The 23780-nt window shown below is 66.2% G+C and carries 21 protein-coding genes; 11 read left to right on the top strand and 10 right to left on the bottom strand.

Going from position 1 to position 23780, the window contains the following annotated elements; genetic code table 11:
• Window positions 1–6 precede the first annotated feature (6 nt).
• Both AC0KVN_RS14170 and AC0KVN_RS14165 read right to left on the bottom strand, forming a co-directional pair.
• Entirely contained in the window at window positions 7–1062 is a 1056-nt protein-coding gene (locus AC0KVN_RS14170; protein ID WP_004210869.1) for a substrate-binding domain-containing protein, read from the bottom strand.
• Between the two features lie 143 nt (window positions 1063–1205).
• Window positions 1206–2459, bottom strand: coding sequence for an ATP-binding protein (locus tag AC0KVN_RS14165; RefSeq protein WP_435568259.1), 1254 nt, complete (start codon window positions 2457–2459; stop codon window positions 1206–1208).
• A gap of 99 nt (window positions 2460–2558) precedes the next feature.
• Between AC0KVN_RS14165 and AC0KVN_RS14160 the strand changes: the two genes are divergently transcribed.
• The 5 genes from AC0KVN_RS14160 (at window position 2559) to AC0KVN_RS14140 (ending at window position 6472) form a co-directional block, all read left to right on the top strand.
• Complete coding sequence (locus AC0KVN_RS14160) at window positions 2559–2999, top strand: hypothetical protein (protein ID WP_435568258.1); 441 nt, start codon at window positions 2559–2561, stop codon at window positions 2997–2999.
• A gap of 97 nt (window positions 3000–3096) precedes the next feature.
• Complete coding sequence (locus AC0KVN_RS14155) at window positions 3097–4275, top strand: glycosyltransferase (protein ID WP_435568257.1); 1179 nt, start codon at window positions 3097–3099, stop codon at window positions 4273–4275.
• A 66-nt stretch (window positions 4276–4341) separates the two neighbouring features.
• Complete coding sequence (locus tag AC0KVN_RS14150; RefSeq protein ID WP_069336146.1) at window positions 4342–4626, top strand: HPr-rel-A system PqqD family peptide chaperone; 285 nt, start codon at window positions 4342–4344, stop codon at window positions 4624–4626.
• Window positions 4623–5486 (top strand): HprK-related kinase A, encoded by an 864-nt coding sequence (locus AC0KVN_RS14145; RefSeq protein WP_435568256.1) that lies wholly within the window; start codon window positions 4623–4625, stop codon window positions 5484–5486. Before AC0KVN_RS14150 ends, AC0KVN_RS14145 begins: the two co-directional genes overlap by 4 nt.
• Entirely contained in the window at window positions 5483–6472 is a 990-nt protein-coding gene (locus AC0KVN_RS14140) for a nucleotidyltransferase domain-containing protein (protein WP_435568255.1), read from the top strand. The genes AC0KVN_RS14145 and AC0KVN_RS14140 overlap by 4 nt, the downstream gene beginning before the upstream one ends.
• 1 nt (window position 6473) lies before the next feature.
• Here the strand turns inward: AC0KVN_RS14140 and AC0KVN_RS14135 are convergent, their stop codons facing one another.
• Window positions 6474–7067 (bottom strand): TetR/AcrR family transcriptional regulator, encoded by a 594-nt coding sequence (locus AC0KVN_RS14135; RefSeq protein WP_435568254.1) that lies wholly within the window; start codon window positions 7065–7067, stop codon window positions 6474–6476.
• A 72-nt stretch (window positions 7068–7139) separates the two neighbouring features.
• On the opposite strand from AC0KVN_RS14135, the gene bdcA reads away from it, so the two are divergent.
• From bdcA to AC0KVN_RS14120, 3 genes are all read left to right on the top strand, one after another.
• Window positions 7140–7853: an SDR family oxidoreductase gene (gene bdcA / locus AC0KVN_RS14130; RefSeq protein ID WP_037510644.1), complete on the top strand. Its 714-nt coding sequence runs from the start codon at window positions 7140–7142 to the stop codon at window positions 7851–7853.
• Window positions 7854–8025: 172 nt separating this feature from the next.
• A complete protein-coding gene (chrA, locus tag AC0KVN_RS14125; RefSeq protein WP_435568253.1) occupies window positions 8026–9216 on the top strand; it encodes a chromate efflux transporter in 1191 nt (396 codons plus the stop codon).
• An 88-nt stretch (window positions 9217–9304) separates the two neighbouring features.
• The gene (locus tag AC0KVN_RS14120) at window positions 9305–10285 is read left to right on the top strand and encodes a phosphatase PAP2 family protein (RefSeq protein ID WP_435568265.1); all 981 of its coding nucleotides are present in this window, start codon (window positions 9305–9307) and stop codon (window positions 10283–10285) included.
• Window positions 10286–10287: 2 nt separating this feature from the next.
• Here AC0KVN_RS14120 and AC0KVN_RS14115 read toward each other — a convergent pair whose 3' ends face one another.
• Window positions 10288–11664, bottom strand: coding sequence for an amidohydrolase (locus AC0KVN_RS14115; protein WP_435568252.1), 1377 nt, complete (start codon window positions 11662–11664; stop codon window positions 10288–10290).
• 147 nt (window positions 11665–11811) lie between these two features.
• On the opposite strand from AC0KVN_RS14115, the gene AC0KVN_RS14110 reads away from it, so the two are divergent.
• Both AC0KVN_RS14110 and AC0KVN_RS14105 read left to right on the top strand, forming a co-directional pair.
• Complete coding sequence (locus tag AC0KVN_RS14110) at window positions 11812–12057, top strand: type II toxin-antitoxin system ParD family antitoxin (protein ID WP_435568251.1); 246 nt, start codon at window positions 11812–11814, stop codon at window positions 12055–12057.
• Window position 12058: 1 nt separating this feature from the next.
• On the top strand, window positions 12059–12337 hold the full coding sequence (locus tag AC0KVN_RS14105; RefSeq protein ID WP_435568250.1) for a type II toxin-antitoxin system RelE/ParE family toxin: 279 nt from the start codon (window positions 12059–12061) through the stop codon (window positions 12335–12337).
• Between the two features lie 6 nt (window positions 12338–12343).
• On the opposite strand, the gene AC0KVN_RS14100 is transcribed toward AC0KVN_RS14105, so the two are convergent.
• The 3 genes from AC0KVN_RS14100 to AC0KVN_RS14090 all read right to left on the bottom strand — a co-directional run bounded on the left by AC0KVN_RS14100 (window position 12344) and on the right by AC0KVN_RS14090 (window position 16751).
• The gene (locus AC0KVN_RS14100) at window positions 12344–13858 is read right to left on the bottom strand and encodes a S10 family peptidase (protein WP_435568249.1); all 1515 of its coding nucleotides are present in this window, start codon (window positions 13856–13858) and stop codon (window positions 12344–12346) included.
• A gap of 66 nt (window positions 13859–13924) precedes the next feature.
• Window positions 13925–15202, bottom strand: coding sequence for an MFS transporter (locus AC0KVN_RS14095; RefSeq protein ID WP_435568264.1), 1278 nt, complete (start codon window positions 15200–15202; stop codon window positions 13925–13927).
• A 151-nt stretch (window positions 15203–15353) separates the two neighbouring features.
• A complete protein-coding gene (locus tag AC0KVN_RS14090; RefSeq protein WP_435568248.1) occupies window positions 15354–16751 on the bottom strand; it encodes a helix-turn-helix domain-containing protein in 1398 nt (465 codons plus the stop codon).
• A gap of 147 nt (window positions 16752–16898) precedes the next feature.
• Here AC0KVN_RS14090 and AC0KVN_RS14085 point away from each other — a divergent pair, with 147 nt between their 5' ends.
• The gene (locus AC0KVN_RS14085) at window positions 16899–18491 is read left to right on the top strand and encodes an isocitrate lyase (RefSeq protein ID WP_435568247.1); all 1593 of its coding nucleotides are present in this window, start codon (window positions 16899–16901) and stop codon (window positions 18489–18491) included.
• Window positions 18492–18824: 333 nt separating this feature from the next.
• Here the strand turns inward: AC0KVN_RS14085 and AC0KVN_RS14080 are convergent, their stop codons facing one another.
• The 3 genes from AC0KVN_RS14080 to AC0KVN_RS14070 all read right to left on the bottom strand — a co-directional run bounded on the left by AC0KVN_RS14080 (window position 18825) and on the right by AC0KVN_RS14070 (window position 23685).
• A complete protein-coding gene (locus AC0KVN_RS14080) occupies window positions 18825–20633 on the bottom strand; it encodes a DUF885 domain-containing protein (protein WP_435568246.1) in 1809 nt (602 codons plus the stop codon).
• A gap of 377 nt (window positions 20634–21010) precedes the next feature.
• A complete protein-coding gene (locus AC0KVN_RS14075; protein WP_435568245.1) occupies window positions 21011–21361 on the bottom strand; it encodes a low molecular weight protein tyrosine phosphatase family protein in 351 nt (116 codons plus the stop codon).
• A complete protein-coding gene (locus AC0KVN_RS14070; RefSeq protein WP_435568244.1) occupies window positions 21358–23685 on the bottom strand; it encodes a GH92 family glycosyl hydrolase in 2328 nt (775 codons plus the stop codon). The genes AC0KVN_RS14075 and AC0KVN_RS14070 overlap by 4 nt, the downstream gene beginning before the upstream one ends.
• Between the last annotated feature and the right edge of the window lie 95 nt (window positions 23686–23780).

Genomic DNA, 23780 nt, shown 5'->3' with positions numbered 1-23780 from the left:
ATGCCCTTACTTCAGCTGCGAACCGTCGAGGACGCTGAGCGACTTGACGATTTCCGCGCTCTTCTTGCGCACGTCTTCCGGCGCCGCGACCATGCCGCGCTTGGTCAGCGCGCCGTCGGGGTTCCAGTTGGCGGCGAAGGTGTCGAGGAAGCCCTGCAGGCCACGGATCGCCTGCATATGCGCCTTCTTCACATAGATGTAGAGCGGGCGGGCGCCGGGATATTGGCCGGTCGAGACGGTCTCGTAGCTGGCTTCGATACCGTTGATCGGCACGTCCTTCAGCGTGTCCTTATTCTCTTCCAGGAAGCTGTAGCCGAAGACGCCGACGGCGTTGGGGTTGGCGCCCAGCTTCTGGACGATCAGATTGTCATTCTCGCCCGAGTCCACATATTTGCCATCCTCGCGCACGCGGGTGCAGGTGGCCTTGAACTCGTCCTCGCTCTTCTTCTTGAGTTCTTCCATCGCCGGGTCGGTCTCGCAACCCTTGGTCAGGATCAGTTCGGCAAGCGAGTCGCGGGTGCCGCTGGTCGAGGGCGGGCCGAATACCGAGATGGCGATCGCGGGCAGGCTGGGGTCGACATCCTTCCAGGTCTGGGCCTTGTTCGGACCCTTGCCATAGGGATTGGCGGCCAGCGCCTCATAGACGATCTTGGGGGTGAGCTTGAGGCCGGGGCCCTGCTTGCTCTCGGCGAAGGCGAGGCCGTCGACGCCGACCTGAATCTCGATGATGTCCTTCACGCCATTGCTCTGGCACTGATCGAACTCGGCCTTCTTCATGCGGCGCGAGGCGTCGGCAATGTCGGGATGCTGGGCGCCGACGCCGGCGCAGAACAGCTTCATGCCGCCGCCGGTGCCGGTTGATTCGATGATCGGCGACTTCATGCCGGGATTGCCCTGCACGAACAGTTCGGCGACCGCAGTGGCGAAGGGATAGACGGTGGAGGAACCGACCGCGCGGATCTGGTCACGGGTCGCGCCAGCGCCGCCGCCCGACTGGTCGCCGCAGCCGGCAAGCGAAAGAGCGGCCACAGCGGTCGCGGCGAAAAGGGCGAATTGCTTCACGGAAACCTCCAACTAACAGGCCGCGATTCGCAATGTCGCGCCCCTCAGGGAGGCGCCTAGCCGCGGACCATCGCGCCTTTGTGACAGTCAGATTGCATTTTCATGACACAGGGGCCGGATCGCGTCTTCGGAGTGAAATTTCCTTACGCCCTGGTCTTGGTCGCGGTGTCGTCGGCCGGGGCGCCGGGCAGCAAGATGCTGACATTGGTGCCTTTTCCAAGGACGCTGGAAATATCCAGCCGGCCACGATGCCGTTCGACAATATGTTTGACGATGGCCAGGCCCAGACCCGTGCCGCCCATCGCCCGGCTGCGGCCCGAATCGACGCGATAGAATCGCTCGGTCAGGCGAGGGAGGTGATCGGGGCCGATGCCCTCGCCTTCGTCCGCCACCGACAGGCGCACCATGCCGCTGGGCCCTTCGCCCAGGGTGACATGGATCGGCGTGCCGGGGCGGCCATATTTGACCGAATTGCCGACGAGATTGTGTATCAGCTGCGACAATTGGGCGCGGTCGCCCTGGATCGCGGGCAGGCCGGGGGTGATCTCCATCTCCACCTCGCGGCCGCGATCGCCATTGCTGGTGCGGAACACGCCGACCACTTCGGCGGTCAGTTCCGACAGGTCGACGGCGGCTTCGGGCAGGCGATATTTCTCCGCCTCGATCCGGCTCAATGAGATGAGATCGTCGATCAGCCGCTGCATCCGGCGCGCTTCGCCGTCCATGATCTTGAGGAAGCGCTTGCGGGTTTCGATGTCCTTGCCCAGTTCCGGGTCGGCCAGCGTCTCGATGAAGCCCAATATGCCGGCCAGCGGGGTGCGCAGTTCATGGCTGGCATTGGCGACGAAATCGACGCGCATCCGCTCGGCGGCATAGGTGCCGCTATGGTCGACCAGATGGACGAGCCGGCGCATGTCGCCGACTGCGCCCACCGACGCGATGCGCATCTGCCAGCGCTGTTCGCGCGTGCCCAGGCCCACCAGTTCGATCATCACCGGTTCGGCCAGCGGTGCAACGCTGGCCAGCCGTTCGGCGGCGGCGGGGTGGCGGATGGCGATGCGCGCATCCTCCCCCTCTATATGGCTGCCGAGCAGGCGTTTGGCGGCCTGGTTGGCATGGACGATCCGGCCCCGCTCGACCAGCATGAGCGGATCGGAAATGGCTTCCAGCAGGCCGGGAAAATCGGGGTGGGCGAACAGGTCGGGCGCATCGAGCGCGATCGTCGGCACGTCGCGGCCGACCGGCACGCCTTCGGCCGTGATGACCAGCACGATCAGGCCGGCGAGTACCGGCAGCGCGATGGTGAGCGGTGATCCGCCGAGAATCAGCGCGCCACCGGTACCGAGTAGAAGCACGGCCAGCGAGGATGTAATCTGAGAAATTGTCAGTCGATTCATGGTTACCGTGCTGGATTTTGCGCGCATTTGCTGCGATGGCTACAGAGAATAGCGCCCAATATTTACGCTTTGGCAAGCGCGATAGCGGAACATTGTGACATGAGCGAGCCCATCCCCGGACCGGAAAGCGTGGAGCCTGAAAAGGCGGCAACGGATGCATCGGCGCCCGATCTGGCCGTCCCTTCGCGGCGCCAGTTGCTGATGGGCGGCGCGGTCGCGGCATCGGCAATCGTGTCGATCCGCCCGGCGCTGGCCAATACGGCGGCGTCTGTTCTCAACTGCACCATTCCGGTGCCCGATCCGTCGCGGTCGGGCAATTATATCGCCCCCAACGGCCAGATGGTGCCGGCGGGAACGCCGGGCGCCTATCCGGCGACGGGGCGTACCTATACCGGCGAGCAGGTCAAGCAGGCGCTGCGCGGCCGGCCGCTGCCGGGCACCAGCTATGAACAGAATCAGGCCTATCTGAACTATATTCGCCGCCTCCAGTCGGGACAGAGCGGCTTTACCTGTTTCGCATCGCTGCAAATGCCGCGTTAAGCCCCAAAGCCGGGTTGAACTGAAAGAACCGATTACGGGTCGCCCGCGTTGACGGCGTCGAAGCATCGACATTTCCGTCGAGCGCAAGGGCGACACCATGTTCCATGCACGCCAGGTGGCGGCACATTCTCCATTCGCGGTCGTCTATCTCTATCGCCCCGGTGACGGGGGGCTCGACCGGGTCGCGATCCAGCTTGCCAATCATCTCCACCGGCGCGGGCTGCGGGTCGAACTGTGGCTGGCGCATCTGGACGGGCCGCTGGCCGGGATGATCGACCCGGCGCTGACGGTGCGCCGTGTCTGTGCGCCGCGCTGGGCCCGGCGGCTGTCGATGATCGCGCAATTCCTGCCGCTGGCGGCGATGGTGCGTCGCCATCGGCCCGATGTCGTCTATTCGGCCGGCAACCAGAGCAACATGCTGGTTGCCGCCGCGACGCTGGGCACGCAGACCCGTGCGGTCGGCCGCATTTCCAACCCGATCGTCCGGCCGGGACAGCAGGGCCTGTCCGCCTGGGCGCGCAAGACCCGGTTTCGCGCAATTGCCAGGGCCTGCAGCATGACCATCGTCATGGGTGAGACCGATCGGCAATTGCTGGCCGAGGAGGGGCCGCTTGGCGGTCGCGACGTGCGGCTGATGCCGCGTCCCACCGTCACCCGGCTGATGGAACAGGCGTGCAACGATCGCGGCACCGCCTGCTGCCCGCAGCGCCCGGCGCAATTGCTGATGGTCGGGCGGCTGGCGCCGCAGAAGGACCAGGCGACCGCGCTGGCCGCGCTGGCGCAATTGCGGGGCCGCGACTGGCGGCTGCGCATCGTCGGGCAGGGACCGCTGCGCGCCCAGTTGGAGGCGCAATGCGCGCGGCTGGGCCTGTCGGACCGGGTCGAGTTTCTGGGCTTCGTCGATTGTCCGCACCGCATGGCCAGCCTGTTTGCCGAAGCGGACCTGCTGTTGCAGCCGTCCTGCTGGGAAGGGCTGGCGGGCACGATGATCGAGGCGCTGGGCTGTGGCGCGGGCGTGGTGGCGACCGATTGCACCCGCAATATCCATCCGCTGCTGGCCGCCGCCGGCCAGCATCCGCCGGTGCCGGTCGGTCATGTCGATGGCTTTGCCCGTGCGATCGAATGGGCGCTAACCCATCCCGCGCCGCCCGAGCAGTTGGCGCAGGCGGTGCGCGAACATGGGCTGGACCGGGCGCTCGACACCTATATGCGCGCGCTGATGACGGTCGGCGCGCGGGAGCTTCCGGTCGGCGTTGCGCTGCAGGCCTTTCCCTGATGCGTTAGGCACTTGGCTACCCTTTTGGCTTTAGGGCAAGAGGGGAGCCATGGAGGTGCCGGACGCGTGGTCAGGGAAGAAGTTTATCGTCGCGAAGGGGCGGAGGCGATCATCGTCCGGCCGCTGGATGATATCGTCCTGCTCTATCATCGCCCGTCGGGCCAGACCCATATGGTGATCAGCCCGGTGCCCGAGATATTGGACGCCATGGCCGACGGCCTGCCGGCGAGCGCAACGATGCTGCGCGATCGGCTGGCCCTGCTCTATGATCTGGGCGAGGGCGATGTGGTGGGCGAAATCGGCCAGCATCTCGCCTATCTCGACCGGATCGGGCTGGTGCGCCCGGCATGAGGCACAGCCTGACCCTGCGCATCGGCCCGGCGACCTTCCGCATCGGTTCCGCCTGGGCGCAGCCGATCGACCAGTTGAAGCGCCTCTACGCCGATTATCCCGACGTCGATGGCGCGATCGCCGATTTCACCGTGCGGTTGCAGCCGACCAGCGTGGTCCGGCGCTGGGTGCGACCGTCCATCTTCATCACCGGGGACCATGGCCTGGCCGACGCGGCGCCGATGAGCCTGGCGCATGGGCTGCTGGCAGCGGAAATGGGGATGAACCTGCAGATGGCGCTGGGCTGGCGCCGGCATCTGCTGCTCCACGCGTCGAGCGTCGAGAAGGATGGGCGGGTGCTGGTGATGACCGGCGAGTCCGGGTCGGGCAAATCGACGCTGGCGGCGCAACTGGGCGAGCGCGGCTGGCGGCTGATGGGCGACGAGTTTGCGCTGCTCGATCTCGACAGCGGGGCGATCCTGCCCTTTCCCCGGCTGGTGTCGCTCAAGAACAAGGCGATCGAGGTGATCGCGGGCGAGGTGCCGGCGGCGCGCATGGGGCCGCTGCTGGGCGCGACGGCCAAGGGCGATATCCGCCATATGGTGCCGCGCGCCGATGCGGTGGCGCGGATGGGCGAGGGCGGGATGCCGGCGCTGCTGCTGTTCCCCCGCTTCGGCTCCGGGCCGGCGGAGCGGCCGGTGGGACAGGGCGAGGTGTTCATGCGCCTGACCCAGGCGTCGACCAATTATGTCGCGCTGGGCGAGCCGGCGTTCGCCGCGCTGACGCGCTTCGTGGCGCAGGTGCCGGCGCGGGCGATCGACTTCCCCTCGGGGGATGCGGCGATCGCCCTGGTCGACAGGCTGTGGAGCGAGATCGCATGAGCGCGGCGCTGCTGGTCGGGGCCTTGCGCGATCCGACGACGACGGCGGGGCTGGATGCGGCCGGCTGGAACAGCCTGATCGCGATGGCGCGGGCGGAACGGCTGATCGGTACGCTCGCCTTCCGGCTGGAGGGGCAGGCTGTGCCCGACGCGGTGCGGCCGATCCTGGCGGATGCACGGGAGGATGCGGCGCGGGAGGCGCGCCAGGCGATCTGGGAAGCAGACCGGGCGCGGGCGGCGCTGGCACCGATCGGCTTGCCGGTGATCCTGCTCAAGGGGACGGCCTATGCGGCGGCGGGCCTGCCGGCGGGGCGGGGGCGCTTCATCGGTGACCTCGACATATTGGTGCCGCGCGACCGGATCGATGCGGCGGCCGATGCGCTGATCGCGGCCGGCTGGGAATGGGTCAAGGAAGACCCCTATGACGATGCCTATTATCGGCAGTGGATGCATGAGCTGCCGCCGATGATCCACACCGAGCGCGACCGGATGATCGACGTGCATCATACCGTGCTGCCGCTGACGGCGCGGCCGACGCCGGATGCCGCCGCGATGATGGCGGACGCGGTTTCGATAGCCGATGGATTATATATGCTGTCGGCTGAGGACCGGGTCTGTCATGCGGTCGCTCATCTGCTGGCGGACGGCGATTTGCAGGGCGGCCTGCGCAACCTGTGGGATATTCACTGCCTGCTGGCCGATATCGATCCCCAGGCGTTAGAAGCGCGGGCGGCCCGGCATGGGATACTTCCCCATGCGCGCCAGGCGCAGCGACTGGCGGCGGCGATCTATGGCGCGGGCGCGCGGCTGACCCTGTGGGACCGGTTGGTGCGGGCACGACTGCTGGCGCGCAACGGCTGGGGGCAGGAGACGCGCAAAGCGCTGGTCTTCGCCTTCTTCGTGCGGTCTCACTGGCTGCGCATGCCGCCGCTGATGCTGGCGCGCCATCTGCTGACCAAATGGCGCAAGGGGCATCGGCCGCAATAGGTCAGGCGGTGGATAACGTGGCTTCCAGCGCGAGGCCGGCCATGTCGGCGATGGCGAGCAGCCGCTCGATCGGCTTGCCGTCACGGGCATCGGACGACAGGCCGGACATGACCGCCACCATATAATCGGCGACTGGCAGTGCCTGCTCGGGATGGCCGGGGGTTAGATAGACCCGGACCCGATCGACGCTTTTGTCCTTCCAGCAACGCGCCTGTGCGGCGGCGGTGGCGTCGGCGCCGCGTGCGGCCTCCAGCACCATGCAGCCCGGCGCGGCCGGGTCGGCGGCATAGATGCGCGCGGCGGTGCGCAGCAATTCGGTAAGTGCGGCGGCCGGCGGCGCGCCGGGCACAAGGATATCGTCCACCGGCAGGGCATTGCGGGCGTAGCGCGCCAGCACCCGGTCGAACAGGGACGCCTTGTCACCGAAAGCGGCATAGAGGCTGGGCGGATTGATCCCCATCGCCTGCGCCAGCGCGGCGACACCGACACCATCATAGCCATGTTGATGAAACAGCGCCTGCGCCGCAGAAAGGGCGGCGTCCTCGTCGAAGGAGCGCGGGCGGCCCCGGCTCTTGGCTTTTTCTTTAATGGTCATTACAAAAATCCTTGACGGGCGCGATTGGTAATTTATATAGCGATCATTACAAATTTAGCAAGGAATTGTCCCATGACCGATTTCACTGCCAAGAAAGTCCTCGTCCTCGGCGGCAGCCGGGGTATCGGTGCCGCGATCGTGCGGCGCTTCGCCGGTGACGGCGCCGATGTCGCCTTCACCTATGCCGGGTCGCAGGATGCCGCCACCGCGCTTGCTGCCGATGTCGGCGCCCGTGCCATCCGCTCTGACGCGGCCGATCGCCAGGCGGTGATCGACGTGGTGGCGGGCGAGGGCGCGCTCGACGTGCTGGTCGTCAATGCGGGGACGCTGGTGCTGGGCGATCCGCTGACGCTGGACGCCGATGCGGTCGACCGGATGATCGATATCAATGTCCGCGCGCCCTATCATGCGGCGGTCGAGGCGGCGCGGCAGATGAATGATGGCGGCCGCATCATCGTCATCGGTTCGGTCAACGGCGACCGCATGCCGTTCGAGGGTGGCGCGGCCTATGCGCTGACCAAGTCGGCGCTGCAGGGCATGGCGCGTGGCCTGGCCCGCGACTTCGGCGCGCGCGGCATCACCGTCAACATCATCCAGCCCGGCCCGACCAATACCGACATGAACCCGGCCGATGGCCCGATGAGCGCCACCATGCACGGCTTCATGGCGATCAAGCGCCATGCCACGGGCGAGGAAATTGCCGGGCTGGCCGCCTATCTGGCGGGGCCGGAAGCCGGCATCATCACCGGCGCCATGCACACGATCGACGGCGGCTTCGGCGCCTGATCGTCCGCTCGGGAGGGGCGGCTGAACGGCCGCCCCATCCTGTTGCGCCGCCTCTTTTCTTCGCGGCGCGCGATGCTATGATGAGCGCCAACGGGCCGTGCGGGCGCCCGTTCAGGCGATGATCGTCCAAGTTCCGCTCCATGCGCCGCGCCTGCGGCAGGAGCCGATGACGATGACGACACTGGATGATGGTCCGCCGCCGATCCGCCTGTTCCCGCTGTTCCTGAAATTCCTGCGCTTTGGCTGCCTGGCCTTTGGCGGGCCGGTCGCGCAGATCGCGATGCTGCGCCAGACCTTGGTGGAGGAGGAGCGCTGGCTGTCCGGGCCACGCTTCAACCGCTTGCTGGCAGTGATGCAGATATTGCCGGGGCCTGAAGCCCATGAACTATGCGTCCATATGGGCATGATGGCGCGCGGCCGGATCGGCGGGCTGCTGGCGGGGCTGGGCTTCATGCTGCCCGGTCTGCTGCTGATGCTGGTCGCCGCCTGGCTCTATCGCGACTGGATCGCCGGCGCGGGCTGGGCGCTACCGGTGCTGTTCGGCATTCAGTTGGTGGTGCTGGCGATCATCGCGCGCGCGGTGCAGCGGATCGGTGGCCATGTGCTGGAGGACCGGCTGCTCTGGGCACTGGCGATCGGTGCCTTTGCCGCGACTTTGCTCGGCACGCCCTTCTGGATTCCGTTGCTGGCGGCGGGGCTGGTCTATGGCTTTCGCGCGCGGCCGATGGTCATTGGCGTGGTGCTGGTCGGGGCGGTTATGTTGGCGCTGTTGCTGCATAAAGGACCAGCGGCGGTTGCGCCGATCCCGACGGTGGCTGGTGCAGCGCGGCCTGACATGCTGCTGCTGTTCATAGCCGGGCTGAAGGGCGGGCTGCTGACCTTTGGCGGCGCCTATACCGCCATTCCCTATGTACGCGGCGATACGGTCGGGCGCGGCTGGCTGTCGGACGGGCTGTTCCTCGACGGGGTGGCGCTGGCGGGGATATTGCCCGCACCACTGGTCATCTTCGCGACCTTTGCCGGCTATATGGCCGGGGGGCTGGGCGGCGCGCTGGCGATCACAGCGGGCATGTTCCTGCCGGCCTTCGCCTTTTCCCTGATCTTCTATGAACGGCTGGAGGCGCTGGTGGAAAATCCGGCGCTTCACCATCTGCTGGCCGGGGTGGCGGCGGCAGTGGTCGGGGTGATCGCGGCGACGCTGGTGCAACTGGGCTGGGCGGCGGCAATGCGAGCGGACCGGCTCTGGGCCGCCAGTCTGATCGTCGTGATCGGTGCGCTCTGTGCCTGGCGGATCAAGGGGCAGTGGAGCATGCCGGCGATCATCGCGCTGGGCGGTGGCGCGGGATGGCTGTTGCAGCCCTGACGGGTAGTAGAGTGCAACGGTTCATCGCAGCTTAAGCACGGGAGGCGGAAGGGCGGCCTTTCCGCCTTTCTTCCCGGACATATGCGTGATGCCGTCGATCGAAACCTCCTGGCCCCTGGCTGAGCCTGTTGCCGCGCAGGCGGCGAGCCCGATCCCGATCATCACGCCCCCGTTGGCGATTCGGCGGCATTTTCTGGCGGCCTTGGGCGTGAGCATGGTGCTGCTCGCCCTGCTGCTGGACATGGCGGACCTGCGTATCGATTTCTGGCAGGTGAGCAGCATCGCCTATGGCGCGGCGGCGGCGCTGTTGCTGGCGCTGCGCTTCGGCCTGCCGCGCAGCGGCTGGCGCCATGCTGGGGTGGTGGCGCCATTTGCCACCTATGTCGGCCTGTTCACGCTGATCTCGGTCATGGGCGCGGCGGCCAGCTATCCCGTGGCGGCGTTGACCCATGGCTATGCCGACGCGACCTTGCAGCGCATCGACGAAGCACTGGGGTTCGACTGGCTCCATTGGTATCGGCTGACGGCGTCGCACTGGACGCTCCAATTCCTGGAAACGGCCGCCTATCGCAGCATCTATGTGACGCCGGCCCTGCTGCTATGGTGCATGGCGCGGGCGGGCGAGCAGGAACGGGCCTGGCGTTTCATCGCCACCTTCTGGCTGGCGGCGGTCATCACCCTGATCCTGTTCAGCCTGATGCCGGCGGTCGGGCCATTCTCTTATCTGTGGCACGAACCGATCCACTACATGCCCGAAAGCGAGTTGTGGCAGCAGGGGCTGATCCCGGCGCTGCGGACGCATGCGGTCCATGCCATCGATCTGGGGCAGTTGCGCGGGATCGTATCGGCGCCCAGCTTTCATACGGCGGCGGCGGTGCTCTATATTGCGGCGGGGTGGCGGATTGCGGCGCTGCGCTGGCCGATCGTCGTGCTCAATGCGGCGATGCTGCTGTCGACGCCGGTCGAGGGCACCCATTATCTGATCGACATGATCCTGGGGCTGGGCGTGGCGCTGACCGCGCTGGCGCTGATGGACATGCATCGGCGCCGCTGCGCGGCCAGCGTATAAGCTCAATCCTTCTTCAGGATGTCCATGGCGAGGACGGTCATCGCCTCGCTGGCGGTGGCGATCACCTTGTCTGCCTCCGGCGCCCAGAACGGGCTGTGCAGCGAGGGCAGGGTGATCTGGCCGGCCTGCGCCGCTGCCATCTTGTCGGCCGGCACGCCGCCGACCCAGAAGATGAAGCTGTTGATCGACTTGTCGGCGCGGTAGAAGCGGCCGAAATCCTCGCCGCCCATCACCGCCGGGGTCTTGACCACGCGGCCCTCGGCGAAATGCCCCTTGAGCAGCGCGCCCATCTGTTCGGCAAATTCGGGCGGGTTGTAGGTGGACGGGGTGAACTCGTCCTTGACGCTGACGACCGGCATCTTGTCGTCGGGCACGCCCGCCGCAATCGCCTCGCCACGGGCGATCCGCTCGATCCCCTTGATCAGCTTGGCGCGGGTCTCGTCCGAATAGCTGCGCACGGTCAACAGCAGCAGCGCCTGGTCGGGGATGATGTTGTGCTTGGCGCCGGCCTGGAAGCTGCCGACGGTGACGACGGCGGGATCCTGCGGATCCTGTTCGCGGCTGACCAGGGTCTGCAGCGAGGTGACGATGCGCGAACCCAGCACGATCGGGTCGCGGGTCGTCTGCGGATAGGCGCCATGGCCGCCCAGCCCCTTCACCACGATATCGACGCTGTCGACATTGGCGAGGGCATAGCCCGGCGTATAGCCGACGACGCCGGCCTGGAGATTGGCGGCATCATGGAAGGCGATGGCATGGGTCGGGCGCGGGAAGCGGGTGTAGAGCCCGTCTTCCAGCATGTCGCGGGCGCCCTTGCCCACTTCCTCGGCCGGCTGGAGGATCATCACCAGCGTGCCCTTCCACTTGTCCTTCTGGCTGGACAGGAGCTTGGCGGTCTCGATGAAGGCGGTCATGTGGGTGTCATGGCCGCAGGCGTGCATCACGCCGGTCTCGACCCCCTCGGGCGTTTTGGTGCGGACCTTGGACGCGAAATCGAGGCTGGTCTGCTCGACCACCGGCAGGCCGTCCATGTCGGCGCGGATCAGCAGCACCGGCCCCGATCCGTTCTTCATCACCGCGACGACGCCGGTGCCGCCGACCTTCTCGGTTACGTCGAACTTCATTGCTTTCAGGCGCTTGGCCAGCTTGGCAGCGGTGTTCACCTCCTGCAGCGAGAGTTCGGGATTGGCGTGCAGGTCGCGATAGAGGGTCATCAGCCCCTCCATATCTCTGGCGATCAGGCCGGCCAGTTCGCTCTGCGGCGTGGGGGTAGGCTGGACCATGGCCGGCTGAGCCGGCGGCGGTGCAGTCGGGGTTTGGGCGACGGCGATGGACGAAAAGCTGACAGCGGCCAGAAAGGCCGTGAGCGCGTGGCGCATATGATTGAATCTCCCTTGCTGGGCAGGAGCATAGGGGGATTTTACGGGCGTTAAAGGGGATTGTTGCGATGGCGAGGCATGCCTGTGAAGCCTTCGAATGATTGGCAATCTTTGCCAATTTGCGATAGGATGAAGCAGGAGCGACCTATGGCGACGATGAATATTTCCCTGCCCGATCCGATGAAGAACTGGGTCGAGGCGCAATCCGCGACCGGACGATACAGCAATGCGAGCGACTATGTGCGCGACCTGATCCGCCGTGATCAGGAGCGACAGGCGAAGATTGCCCATATGCAAATGCTGGTCGATGAAGGCCGGGAAGGCGGGATCAGCGACGAGACGATGGACGATATCCGCGAGCGGGCGTTGAAGCAGGCCGGGCTGCAGGGCTGAGATGGTGCGCTATCGTCTGACCCGTGCGGCGTCGGACGATATTATGGCGATTTTCGTGGATGGTGTCGAACGGTTCGGGCTGCTGCAGGCCGACCTCTACCATGCGGGATTGGCGGCGGCCTTCGAACGGATTGCGGAATACCCCTTCGCGGTGCGACTGCGCCGCTTTCGAGCGCATCTGATTCTCTATGACCTTGTCGAGGATGACCGGCCCCTCATCCTGCGGGTCCGCCATGGTCGGGAAGACTGGCAGGCGCGGGAGGAAGGGCCGGATCGTTAGCGTAGATCAGCGCGCGTTGATGAACGCCCGGATATCCGCGCTCAGCTTGCGCAGGTCGTCGGGGCGGACATACATCATGTGGCCGGCATCATAATAATGATACTGGATCCGCGCGGGATCGAAGCCGGTGCGGCTCATCGCATATTCCGCGCCGAAGAAGGGGGTGGCGAAATCATACCAGCCCTGGCCGACGAAGACCTTGAGCCCGCTATTCTCGCGCAAGGCCTTGCTGAGATAGGGCGCGACGCTGGCATAGACTTCGCTGTCGCGGCCGCGCTGGCCCTGCAGATTCCAGTCCCAGCCGCTGACCCCGCCGATCGTCACATAGCTACGGTCGGTCTTGTACTTCAGCTCGTCACGGGCATAGCTATTCATCGCGGCGGTATAGGCGCCGTCGATCGCGTAGAAGCTGGGATCATTGTCCGGCTCCTCGCCGGCCGCATCATAATCCTTGCCGGTATAGCGGGTGTCGAGGCGGCCGATGGAAACGCCGCGATCGCGGAGCAATTCCTTGTAGAAACGGCCGGGCGAAATGCGCAGTTCGGCATGGTCGACAAACTGCTCCGACAGGCCGGTGAGGCGGGCGAGTTCGGTGCGGACGCTGGCGCGTTCCTGGTCCGACAACTGGTTGCCCTTCAGCAGCGCGGCGGCATAGGGGCCGATGGCAAAGGCGCGCGCCTGCTGCGCCGCTTCAGCGACGGTGGCGGGCGGATTGCCCATCTTCTTGTGATACCAGGCGGTCGTCGCCATCGAGGGGAGGTTGAGGATATAGGGCATTTCATTGCCCTGCACCTCGGCCGAGGCGCCGAAGTCGAGGATCGACGAGATCAGGATGATGCCGTTGACCGCGACGTCATTATAGCTGCCTTCCAACTCGTTGATGAGCGCGACCGAACGGGTGGTGCCATAGCTTTCACCGCCGATGAACTTGGGCGAGGACCAGCGGCCATTCTCATTGAGCCACAGGCGGATATAGTCGGCGATCGACTTGGCGTCGGCGGAGACGCCCCAATAATCCGTGGGATCCTTCTTGCCGATGGCGTGGGAGAAACCGGTGCCGACCGGATCGATGAAGACGAGGTCGGTGACGTCGAGCAGCGATTCCGCATTGTCGACCAGCGGATAGGGCGGCGCGCCGTCATCCTGCGCATCGGGCAGGACCACGCGCTTGGGGCCGAAGGCACCCATGTGGAGCCAGAGCGAGCCTGAGCCGGGGCCACCATTATAGAGGAAGGTGATCGGGCGCTTCTTGTCGCCGCCATCCTTGACATAGGAGGTGGCATAGATCGCCGCGAGCGGCTTGCCGTCCTTGTCCTTCAGATAAGTTTCGCCGGTGGTCGCGGTGTAGCTGATCGCCTTGCCGCCGAACACGCCCTTATGATGGGTGACCGAGACATTGGGGGCGGGCACGCCAGCTTCGGCGGCCGGTGCCTCGTCCTTCTTCTTGTCCCCGTCCTGGGCCTGCACGGCCATGGGCATGATGGCCAGCGCGAGCGCGGCCAGCGAAATCGTCAAACGCATTAAGGATGCTCCCCTTTCTTTTGTGGCGCATGCGCTAGCGGAGAGAGGGCCATGCGGGAAGGGGGCTCAGCAGGGCTGTTGTCGCTTTGGCGCGCTTTCGGGCAGGCGCCAGAGCACCGGCAATACGCCGAGCGCCACGATCGCGATCAGCCAGCCGGGCGCTGACGCCCATCCGCTGGCCTGCGTCAGCTGGTGCGACAGATAGGGGGTAAGGCCGCCGAACAGCGCCGTCGCGCCGGTGGCGCCAAAGGCGAGGCCGCTCAGCCGTCCTTCGCCGGGAAATTGCTCGGCCGTGGTCACGGCGCCGACCGCGCTCACCGCTCCGCCCAGCGCCGCCAGCAGGATCGCGCCCAGCAGCGCGCCGCCCAATGCGTTGCCCTGCGCCATCAGGGCAAAGAGCAGGGCCGGCAGCGCCACGCCGGCAAGCGCCAGCGCGACCAGCACCGGCCGCCGCCCGATCCGGTCGGACAGGGCACCGACCAGCGGCGTCACCAGGATCACCACCAGCGCCGCCAGCGTCGAGAGTGTCAGCGCATCGGCCTCGCCCATGCGGCCGGTCCCGATCAGGAAGCTCGGCACATAGACGATGCCGACATAATAGGTGATCGACCCCAGCGCCGAAATGGCAAAGCCGCGGCCGATCGCTGGCCGATAGGCGCGCAGGCTGAGGCGCAGGGGCTGGGCCGGGATGCTGCCACGGGCACGCTGCGCCAGGAAATCGGGCGATTCCTCGATCCGCGACCGCGCCAGCAGGATGAGCGCCGCCAGTCCCGCACCGACCAGGAAGGGAATGCGCCAGCCCCAGTCGGCCAGCGCCGCCTCGTCCAGCAGCGCTACGGTCAGGGCGGACAGCGCCACTGCCAGCAGCCCACCGACCTCGCTCGCCGCCGACGCCAGGGATGTGATGAGGCCCCGCCAGCCGGGCGGCGCGCCTTCCATAAGATAGGCGACGACGCCGGTATATTCGCCCCCGACCGAGAAGGCCATGACACAGCGCAGCGCCAGCAGCAGCCAGCCGGCCGCCGCACCGGCCTGCGCCTGCGTCGGCAGCAGCGCGGTCGCCAGCATCGCCGCGCTCATCAGCGCCATCGACAGCAACATGGTCGGCCGCCGGCCATGGCGATCGCCGATATGGCCAAAGACGATCGCGCCCAGCGGCCGCATCAGATAGGCGATCGCAAAGCCCGCCAGCACATGGCCCACGCCCGCCGCGCCGCCGCCATAGAAGATGCGCGACAACAAGGTGGCGAGATAGAGATAGAGGGTGAAGTCATACCATTCGACGATGGTCGACAGCCCGGTAATCGCCAGCGATCGCTTCGAGAGGCCGGACGGCTGTTGCATCGAATTGGGCAATCTCACCCCCTTGTTGCAGCGCGATTATTTCCGTTCGCTTCGAGCTTGTCGAGAAGCGGCAAGCGCCCACCTTTATGTCCCGCTTTCCTCCGTTTCTCGACAGGCTCGAAACGAACGGGGCGGGTTGGTGCGCCACTCTCTAACCATCGGCAAAGCCGAACGGCGCCCGCGTCCGCCGATAATCGTCGGGCAGCATGTCGCGGCCGATCGGCGGGGCAGACCGGGCCATGCACTGGCTGCGGTGGCACAGGCGACAGGTGACGCCGATCGGCGTCGGCGCGGGCGGCGGCGCATCCTGGCTATAGACCAGCCGATGGGCATGGTCGGCGGCGCAGCACAGCGCGATTGCCCGCTCCACCTTCGCCGCGCCCCAGCTGCCGCCGCCGGCGGTGACGGTGCGCGCGACCGAGAAGAAACGCTGGCCGTCGGGCAGTTCCAGCCATTGCGTCACCACCTCGCGCGGTGTTTCGAACACGCGATGCACTGACCAGAGCGGGCAGGAGCCGCCATGGCGGGCAAAGGGAAAGCCGGCCCCGTCCAGCCGCTTGGAGACATTGCCGGCCTGGTCGACCCGCAGGAAGAAGAAGGGGACGCGTTCCTGCCCCGGCTTTTGCAACGTGGTCAGCCGGTGCGCCGCTTGCTCGAAGCTGACGCCGAACTGCCGAGCCAGCGCCTCGACATCATAGCGCCTGGCCTCCACCGCCTTGGCGAAGGCGGTATAGGGCATCAGGATTGCCGCCGCGCCATAGCCGGCCAGCGCCCGCCGGGCGAGCCGCCGCCCGCTTTCGCTGGCGAACTGTCCGTCCTTCAGTAGCGTATCGAAGCCCTTGCGCATCTCCAGATAGGCGATCTGGAGCGCCAGTTGAAAGGCGGAGCTGGCGCCATCCAGCGCATCGTCCAGCAGCACCGCGTCGCGATGCCGGTCGAGCCGCCGCATCGATCCCGCCATTACGTCCGACGGCAATCGCCGTACCCGCAGATTGTGCCGCGCCTTGAGCCAGCCGGCGAGGCCACCTTCGGCCTCCGCTTCCGTCGCCAGCTTCTCGGCCGCATCGTCGAGCAGCGGAAAGCTGTTGCGCCGCGCAGCGATGAAGCGCCGCGCCTCCGCCACCGGATCGGCGCCATCCTCCTGCGGCTCCGCCTCCGCCCCCCGGTCCGCCAGCGCCAGATGCTCCTCGCGATAGCTGGTATAGAGCCGCAGCAAAGCCTCTGTAATGCCCGGATAATTGACCGCGACATCGCCGGTCGCCAGTTGCGGCAGGTCGATATCGGCGAACATCGGGTCTTTCAGCACCGCCTGCAGTCGCGCCGTCTGCTCCGCGCCGCCGTCGCCCGCCACCTCGGCCATGTCGAGCTTGTAGGTGCGGGCAAGGCGCAGCAGCATGTCGGCGGTCAGCGGCCGCTGGTTGCGCTCCAGCAGCGCGACATAGGAGGCGCTGATCTCCAGATCATTGGCCATGTCCGCCTGGGTCAGGCCCAGCTCGCGCCGCAGCCGCCGCAATCGCGGCCCCATATAGACGGGACGATCCTTGGCCATGACACCGACTCCTGTACGCTCTTTACAACTTTACAGCAGATTTTTGTAAAGATCGACAACTGGACTTTGGCAGGGGTGCCGCACCCCGTTTCCTGTGTCTACTTCGCTGTCATTCTTTCTTGCAGCTCACCCCGAGGGAATGACGACATGACCTATCAAAGTGAAATCGCGAAGGCCGACACGCTGATCGGTGGCCAAGGCCATTGGGACGGCATCGCGCCCGAATCCGTCGCCCGGATGCGCCTGCAGAACCGGTTCCAGAGCGGCCTCGACATCGCCCGCTACACCGCCAAGATCATGCGCGCCGACATGGCCGCCTATGATGCCGATCCGGCCAACTACACCCAGTCGCTGGGCTGCTGGCACGGCTTCATCGGCCAGCAGAAGATGATCAGCATCAAGAAGCATTTCGGCACCACCAAGGGCCGCTACCTCTATCTCTCGGGCTGGATGGTTGCGGCACTGCGCAGTGAATTCGGCCCGCTGCCCGACCAGTCGATGCATGAAAAGACCAGCGTCCCCGCGCTGATCGAGGAACTCTATACCTTCCTGCGCCAGGCCGACGCCCGCGAGTTGGGCGGCCTGTTCCGCGATCTCGACAAGGCCCGCGCGGAAGGGGACGAGGTCCGCGCCGCCAAGCTGCAGCAGCAGATCGACAATTACGAAACCCATATCGTCCCGATCGTCGCCGACATCGATGCCGGCTTCGGCAATGCCGAGGCGACCTACCTGCTCGCCAAGAAGTTCATCGAGGCCGGCGCCTGTTGCATCCAGATCGAGAACCAGGTCTCGGACGAAAAGCAGTGCGGCCATCAGGACGGCAAGGTCACGGTCCCGCACGAAGACTTCCTCGCGAAGATCCGCGCGGTCCGCTACGCCTTCCTGGAACTCGGCGTCGACGACGGCGTGATCGTCGCGCGCACCGACTCGCTGGGCGCGGGCCTGACCAAGCAGATCGCCTTCACCCGGCAAGCGGGCGATATCGGCGACCTCTATAATGGCTTCCTCGATTGCGATCCGGTCGATGCCGGCGCGATCGGCCATGGCGATGTCCTCATCAGCCGCGACGGGCAACTGCTGAAGCCCAAGCGCCTGCCGTCGAACCTGTACCAATTCCGCGCCGGCACCGGCGAGGATCGCTGCGTCCTGGACTGCATCACCGCGCTCCATAACGGCGCCGACCTGCTGTGGATCGAGACGGAAAAGCCGCATATCGGCCAGATTGGCGGGATGGTCAGCCGCATCCGCGAGGTGATCCCCAATGCCAAGCTGGTCTATAATAACTCGCCCAGCTTCAACTGGACGCTGAACTTCCGTCAGCAGGTGTTCGATGCCTGGGAAGCGGCAGGCAAGGATGTCAGCGCCTATGACCGGTCGAGACTGATGAGCGCGGACTATGACGCCACCGATCTCGGCATCGAGGCGGACGAACGCATCCGCACCTTCCAGAAGGATGCGGCGGCGCAGGCGGGCATCTTCCACCACCTCATCACCCTGCCGACCTATCACACGGCGGCGCTCAGCACCGACAATCTCGCCAGGGAATATTTCGGCGAGGCCGGCATGCTGGGCTACGTCAAGGGTGTTCAGCGGCAGGAAATCCGCCAGGGTATCGCCTGCGTGAAGCACCAGAATATGGCCGGCTCCGACATTGGCGACGACCATAAGGAATATTTCGCCGGCGAAGCCGCGCTCAAGGCCGGCGGCGCCCATAACACAATGAATCAGTTTGCGGCCTAAACCCTATCCCCGTCATCCCCGCGAAGGCGGGGATCCATCTCCCGACCTCGCGTCAGGAACCGGCGTTGGGAGATGGGTTCCCGCTTCCGCGGAAACGACGAAATAGAATCTGCCGCAGGTGCCCCATCTTCCCGGCGATATCCCGATGCTTGTCGGGAAGATGGGTTCCGCAAGCGTAACAAGCATGGAAGATTAGGGTTTCGCGGCCGGGGCCGTGAAGACAGCCAGTTCGCGGGGAATTCGACACTCCTCTCGCGATTTGGGTGGAAGGACCCTCGACGGCCCGGTGGCGCACCACCGGGCCGTTTTTTGTCTGCCCCAAAGGGGAGGCGTTTAAGCGATCCCCGCCCGCTGGCGCACGGCCTGCTTCAATATGTCGAGCGGCATCGCGCCCAGCGTCAGCACCTCATGGAACTGCTTGAGGTCGAACTTGTCGCCCTGCGCCGTCTTCACTTGCTCGCGCAGGTCGTTCCACACGGTGTGGCCGATCTTGTAGCTGCACGCCTGGCCCGGCCAGACGGTGTAGCGGTCGATCTCGCCCTGGCTGCGGCCGCGCGCGATGCCGGTGGTGGCGATCAGGTAATCGGTCGCCTTTTCGCGGCTCCAGCGCTTGGCATGCATGCCGCTGTCGACCACCAGCCGGGTGGCGCGGAACAGCAGCGACTGGAGATAGCCGACCTGGCCCAGCGGATCGCCCTTGTACATGCCCATCTCGTCGGCCAGCTGTTCCGAATAGAGCGCCCAGCCCTCGGAATAGCCGCTGTAGAAGCCGCGGCGGCGGATCATCGGGATCGAATCCGATTCCAGCGCCACCGTCACCTGCAGATGGTGGCCCGGCACAGCCTCATGATGGGTCAGCGTGGCGAGGCCGAATTTCGGCCGGTCGAACGTGTCGCGCAGGTTGATGAAATAGATGGCGGGCCGCGACCCGTCGAGCGAGGCATTCTGATAATAGCCGCCCGGCGCGCCCGCTTGGATCGTCACCGGCACGCGGCGCACCTCGACCGGCGCCTTGGGCACGGTGTTGAACGCCTCGCCCAGTCGCGCCTGCATCGCCTTGATCTGGCTGTTGAGCTGCGCCAGCAGCGCCTCGCGGCCCGGATCGGTATTGGGGTAAAGCTGATCGGGGCGCTTGTTGAGCGCGACCAGACGGTCGCCGACCGTGCCCTGGCTCATCCCTTCGCCCTTCAGGATCGCGTCGATCCGCGACGAGATGCTGGCGACCTGATCCAGGCCCATCTGGTGGATCTCGTCGCCGGTCAGCCGGGTCGTGGTCGCGGCTTCGGCGGCGGCGGCATAGAAGGCCTCGCCGTCGGGCAGGCGCCAGCAGCCGGCGTCATGCACTGCCTTGGCGCGTAACTGCTGCACCAGCGCGCGCTGGCGATCGACCGCGGGGAAGACCTTCTCCGCGACGATCTTCTCGGCTTGCGCCGCGCGTTCGGGCGGCAGGCCGGCGGCGGCCAGCTTCTTGGCAAAGCTCGCCAGCAGCACGGTCTGGGCTGCGGGCTGGTCGCGCAGCGCCGCCTGCATCTTCATGGTGGTGTCGAGAATATAATCGGGCGCGAACACGCCCTTGGCCGCATCCGCCTTCTGCCGTTCCAGTTCGCCGTCCATGCTGACGGGAAAGGCTTCGAGCCGCGCCAGATAGGCATCGGCATCGGCTGCATCCTTCACCCGGTGCTGGCTGTCGAGAAAATCGGGCGTCTCGCGATAGGAGCCGGTGAGTTGGCTCAGGATATAGGGCGCATAGCGGCCCGCCGTCTCGCCATAGGCGAAACGCTCGCCACCCACCGCGCGGTCGAGCTGATAGGCGACGACATCATAGTCGAGCTGGCTGGCCGGGCTGAGGGCCGCGCGGTCCAGGCCCGCCAGTTGCTTGGCCTGCGTCTTGGTGCGGGCCAGGTCGCGCGCCGCGCCAGCGGCGCTGGTGTCGCTGAGCTTGCCGCGCAGCGCCGCGCGGGCACCGGTGTCGAGGCCAAGGCGGGTCGCCTGTTCCGGGCTGTCGTCCAGCCGCTCATAGAAGAAGCCGTCCAGCATGGCGCGCAGGCGGGCATCCTGCGATCCCGGCTGCGCAAAGGCGCGCGGGGCGGATGCGGCCAGCGCCGTGGCGCCGCTGGTGGTGAGGAATTGGCGTCGGTTCACGAAATGCTCCCTGTTCTGGCCCTGGCACGAACGGTCGCCCGCCGCCGGGGTCGCCTTAGTGCCGCGCATGCAACCGCTTGGCTAGGGGCCAGGGGGAAATGACGCGACAGTTGAAAGTTCACACCGTCATGCGTCGTGATTTCGGGGCGATTTTGGCGACAACGCGCCTGTCGCGCGCCCGTGAAGCGACACTGGGGGCACACCGAAGCGACAGCGACGCGACAGTCAGGCGACAGCCGGGGGACAGTGCATTGGCCTAGCAGCGGTCGAGCCGGTGCCGGCGAGCCGATCGCACAGCCGGCGGGCGGAGGGTGAGAGGGACTCCTGGACTATTCGATCCCGTCATCAATACCTTTCCTTTCAGCCGCGTAGGCCGATCAGGCGGAAGGTGTGCGTGGCAGGAAGCGGGCCATGCGGGTGTGGAGCAGGGCGATCAGGTTCGCATCCATGAATTCGTAATCGTCCGGTATGTCGAGGCAGACGATCCTTGTGCCGCCCAGCGCGCTGCGAAAGCGCTGCTGGATCTTGCTGCGGTGGGTCTTTTCCATCACGAAGATGGTGTCGGCCCAGCGCAGCATTTCATTGTCCAGCGGCGTTTCCGCATCATGGTTGGTGCCCGCCGACAGGGTTTCGATACCGGGATGGTCGGCGAAAATCTGTTCGGCGGTCGGGCTGCGCAGCTTGTTCTGGCTGCAGACGAAGAGATAATGGCGGTCTCGCGCCCTCACTTGCCATAGCCGGTCATGGAGAAGGGGCGGGCCTTCACGCCGGTCGCCCATGTTCTGTTGGGGCTGGCCTGCATGGTGAAGCGCAGTTCGCCGCCAGCGCGGATTTCCGCGTCGGTGATGTAGCTGCGGTCGAGCGACTTGCCGTTCAGCGTCACCTGGCCGACATAGCGGTTGGCGTCGGTCAGGCCGTCGGCAATCACGGTGAAGCGGTGGCCGCTGGGCAAGGTCATCTCGGCGCGGTCGACGAAGGGGCGGCCGATCACATATTGGTTGCTGCCCGGCGCCACGGGAGAGAAGCCCAAGGCGGTGAAGACCAGCCAGGCGGACATCTGGCCCAGATCGTCATTGCCGGCCAGGCCTTCGGGCGTGGGCTTATACTGGCTGTCGACGATCTGCTTCAGGCGTTCCTGGGTGCGCCAGGGCTGGCCGGCATAGCTGTAGAGATAGGCGACATGGTGGCTGGGTTCGTTGCCATGGATATATTGGCCGATCAGGCCGGAAATATCTTCGGCATGGCTATAGTCGATCTTGCTATTGTCATAGTCGAACATCGCGTCGAGCTTGGCGATGGTCTTCGCGTCGCCGCCCAGCAGGCGGAACAGCCCGCCCTGATCATGCGGCATGAACCAGCTATATTGCCAGGCATTGCCCTCCGTATAGTCGCTGCCATAGTTGATCGCGGTCGGATCGAAGGGGGTGCGGAAACTGCCATCCGCCTTGCGCGCGCGCAGGAAACCGGTCTTCGCGTCGAAGCTGTTGCGCCAGTTCTGCGACCGTTTCTCGAAGCGCTCTGCCGTGACGGTGTCGCCCAGTTGGCGGGCGAGGCGGGCGATGGTCCAGTCGTCATAGGCATATTCGACCGTCTTGGACGCCGCTTCCGGCTCGCGGTCGATGGGGACATAGCCCAGCTTCATATAGTCGCCGAGGCCGCCATAGGGGGCATAGTCGGCGCTGGCGACCATGGCTTTCAGCGCGGCGGCGCAGTCGATGCCCCTGATCCCTTTCAGGCAGGCGTCGGCGATGACCGGGACGGCATGATAGCCGATCATCGTCCAGGTTTCCTTGCCGCCAAACTGCCAGACGGGGAGGATGCCGAACGGGCTGGTCTTCTGGCTGGCGACCAGTGAGTTCACGAAATCGGCATTTTTCGCTTCGGGCTGGATCAGCGTGAGCAATGGATGCTCCGCACGAAACGTGTCCCACAGCGAGAAGGTGGAATGCATGGTGAAGCCGGTTCCGGCATGGACCTGATCGTCCGGCCCGCGCCAGCGGCCGTCGGCATCGCCCCAGACGCTGGGCGCCATCAGGCTGTGATAGAGGGCGGTGTAGACATTGGTGCGCATCGGCTTGGGCGCGTCGATCTTCACCGCGCCCAGCGCATCGTTCCAGGCGGTGCGGGTCTTGGCGCGGATCGCGTCGAAATCGCCCGGCTCGCTGGCGAGGTTGGCGATGGCGCCATCCTCGTCCACGCCCGACAGCGCGACCTTCGCCTCCAGCGGTTTCGTCAGCGTGCCGAAGTCGAGCTGGGCCACCAGCGCGCGGCCGGAGAGGGAATCCAGCGTCTCGGGGCCGCGACCGGGGCCCTTGAAGCCCTTGTAGAGGATATCCTTTTCGGTGCTGACGAAGCGGTGGCCGGTCAGCGGCGCGGAAAAGCGGATGGCGAAGAAGATGCGCCGCGGCGTGGCCCAGCCGCGCACCTCGCGCGATCCGGTAATCGTGCCGTCGGGGCGGATGCGGATGGAGGACCAGAGGATCTTGCCGGGATAATCATAGATGATCGAGCGCAGGTCGAGTAGCAGATGCGCGGCCTTGCCGGTGGGGAAGGCATAGCGGTGGACACCGACACGGGTGCCGGCGGTCATTTCCGCACGCACGCCCGGATCGGTCAGGGTGACGGCATAATAGCCGGCCGAGGCGACCTCATCGGCCTTGTGCGAGCGGAAGCCGGGGGTCTTGTCGTCGCCGGCCTCCAGCGGGACGCTGTCGCCGCTGACCGGCATCACCAGGAAATCGCCCAGATCGCTATGGCCTGCGCCCGAGAAATGGGTGTGGGAGAAGCCGAGGATCACCGGGTCTTCGTGGCGATAGCCGGCGGCCCAATTATAGGTCTGGCGGGCCGGGCCGACATGGGTGTCGGGCGAGAGCTGGACCATGCCGAAGGGGGCGACGGCGCCGGGGAAGGTGTGGCCTTCGCCCGAGGTGCCGATGAAGGGATCGACCGCATCGACCGGCGCGGAAGGCGCTTCGCGGGTCTGGGCGGAAAGGGCGGTGCCGGCGAGCAGGGTAGCCAGCAGGAAAGGGCGAGCGATGCGGGTCAGGATCATGGCGCTGGGTTAAATCATGGCCGGGCGGCCGGGCCAAGCCGATAGCGGCAATTTTCTGTCCCCAAGAAAGGCTGGGCTGGCGTCGGCGGGTTTGG

It is taken from the genome of Sphingobium sp. SG1, assembly GCF_057063145.1.
Note: the sequence above shows the minus strand (reverse complement) of the source record. Positions and strands in the feature narration are given on the sequence as shown.

Coding starts and splice junctions, on each gene's coding strand:
- AC0KVN_RS14155 (WP_435568257.1), top strand. CDS start 3,097: ATGTTCCATGCACGCCAGGTGGCGGCACATTCTCCATTCGCGGTCGTC.
- AC0KVN_RS14110 (WP_435568251.1), top strand. CDS start 11,812: ATGGCGACGATGAATATTTCCCTGCCCGATCCGATGAAGAACTGGGTC.
- AC0KVN_RS14120 (WP_435568265.1), top strand. CDS start 9,305: ATGCCGTCGATCGAAACCTCCTGGCCCCTGGCTGAGCCTGTTGCCGCG.
- AC0KVN_RS14160 (WP_435568258.1), top strand. CDS start 2,559: ATGAGCGAGCCCATCCCCGGACCGGAAAGCGTGGAGCCTGAAAAGGCG.
- AC0KVN_RS14135 (WP_435568254.1), bottom strand. CDS start 7,067: ATGACCATTAAAGAAAAAGCCAAGAGCCGGGGCCGCCCGCGCTCCTTC.
- chrA (WP_435568253.1), top strand. CDS start 8,026: ATGACGACACTGGATGATGGTCCGCCGCCGATCCGCCTGTTCCCGCTG.
- AC0KVN_RS14085 (WP_435568247.1), top strand. CDS start 16,899: ATGACCTATCAAAGTGAAATCGCGAAGGCCGACACGCTGATCGGTGGC.
- AC0KVN_RS14115 (WP_435568252.1), bottom strand. CDS start 11,664: ATGCGCCACGCGCTCACGGCCTTTCTGGCCGCTGTCAGCTTTTCGTCC.
- AC0KVN_RS14090 (WP_435568248.1), bottom strand. CDS start 16,751: ATGGCCAAGGATCGTCCCGTCTATATGGGGCCGCGATTGCGGCGGCTG.
- AC0KVN_RS14070 (WP_435568244.1), bottom strand. CDS start 23,685: ATGATCCTGACCCGCATCGCTCGCCCTTTCCTGCTGGCTACCCTGCTC.
- AC0KVN_RS14105 (WP_435568250.1), top strand. CDS start 12,059: ATGGTGCGCTATCGTCTGACCCGTGCGGCGTCGGACGATATTATGGCG.
- AC0KVN_RS14095 (WP_435568264.1), bottom strand. CDS start 15,202: ATGCAACAGCCGTCCGGCCTCTCGAAGCGATCGCTGGCGATTACCGGG.
- bdcA (WP_037510644.1), top strand. CDS start 7,140: ATGACCGATTTCACTGCCAAGAAAGTCCTCGTCCTCGGCGGCAGCCGG.
- AC0KVN_RS14100 (WP_435568249.1), bottom strand. CDS start 13,858: ATGCGTTTGACGATTTCGCTGGCCGCGCTCGCGCTGGCCATCATGCCC.
- AC0KVN_RS14145 (WP_435568256.1), top strand. CDS start 4,623: ATGAGGCACAGCCTGACCCTGCGCATCGGCCCGGCGACCTTCCGCATC.
- AC0KVN_RS14140 (WP_435568255.1), top strand. CDS start 5,483: ATGAGCGCGGCGCTGCTGGTCGGGGCCTTGCGCGATCCGACGACGACG.
- AC0KVN_RS14165 (WP_435568259.1), bottom strand. CDS start 2,459: ATGAATCGACTGACAATTTCTCAGATTACATCCTCGCTGGCCGTGCTT.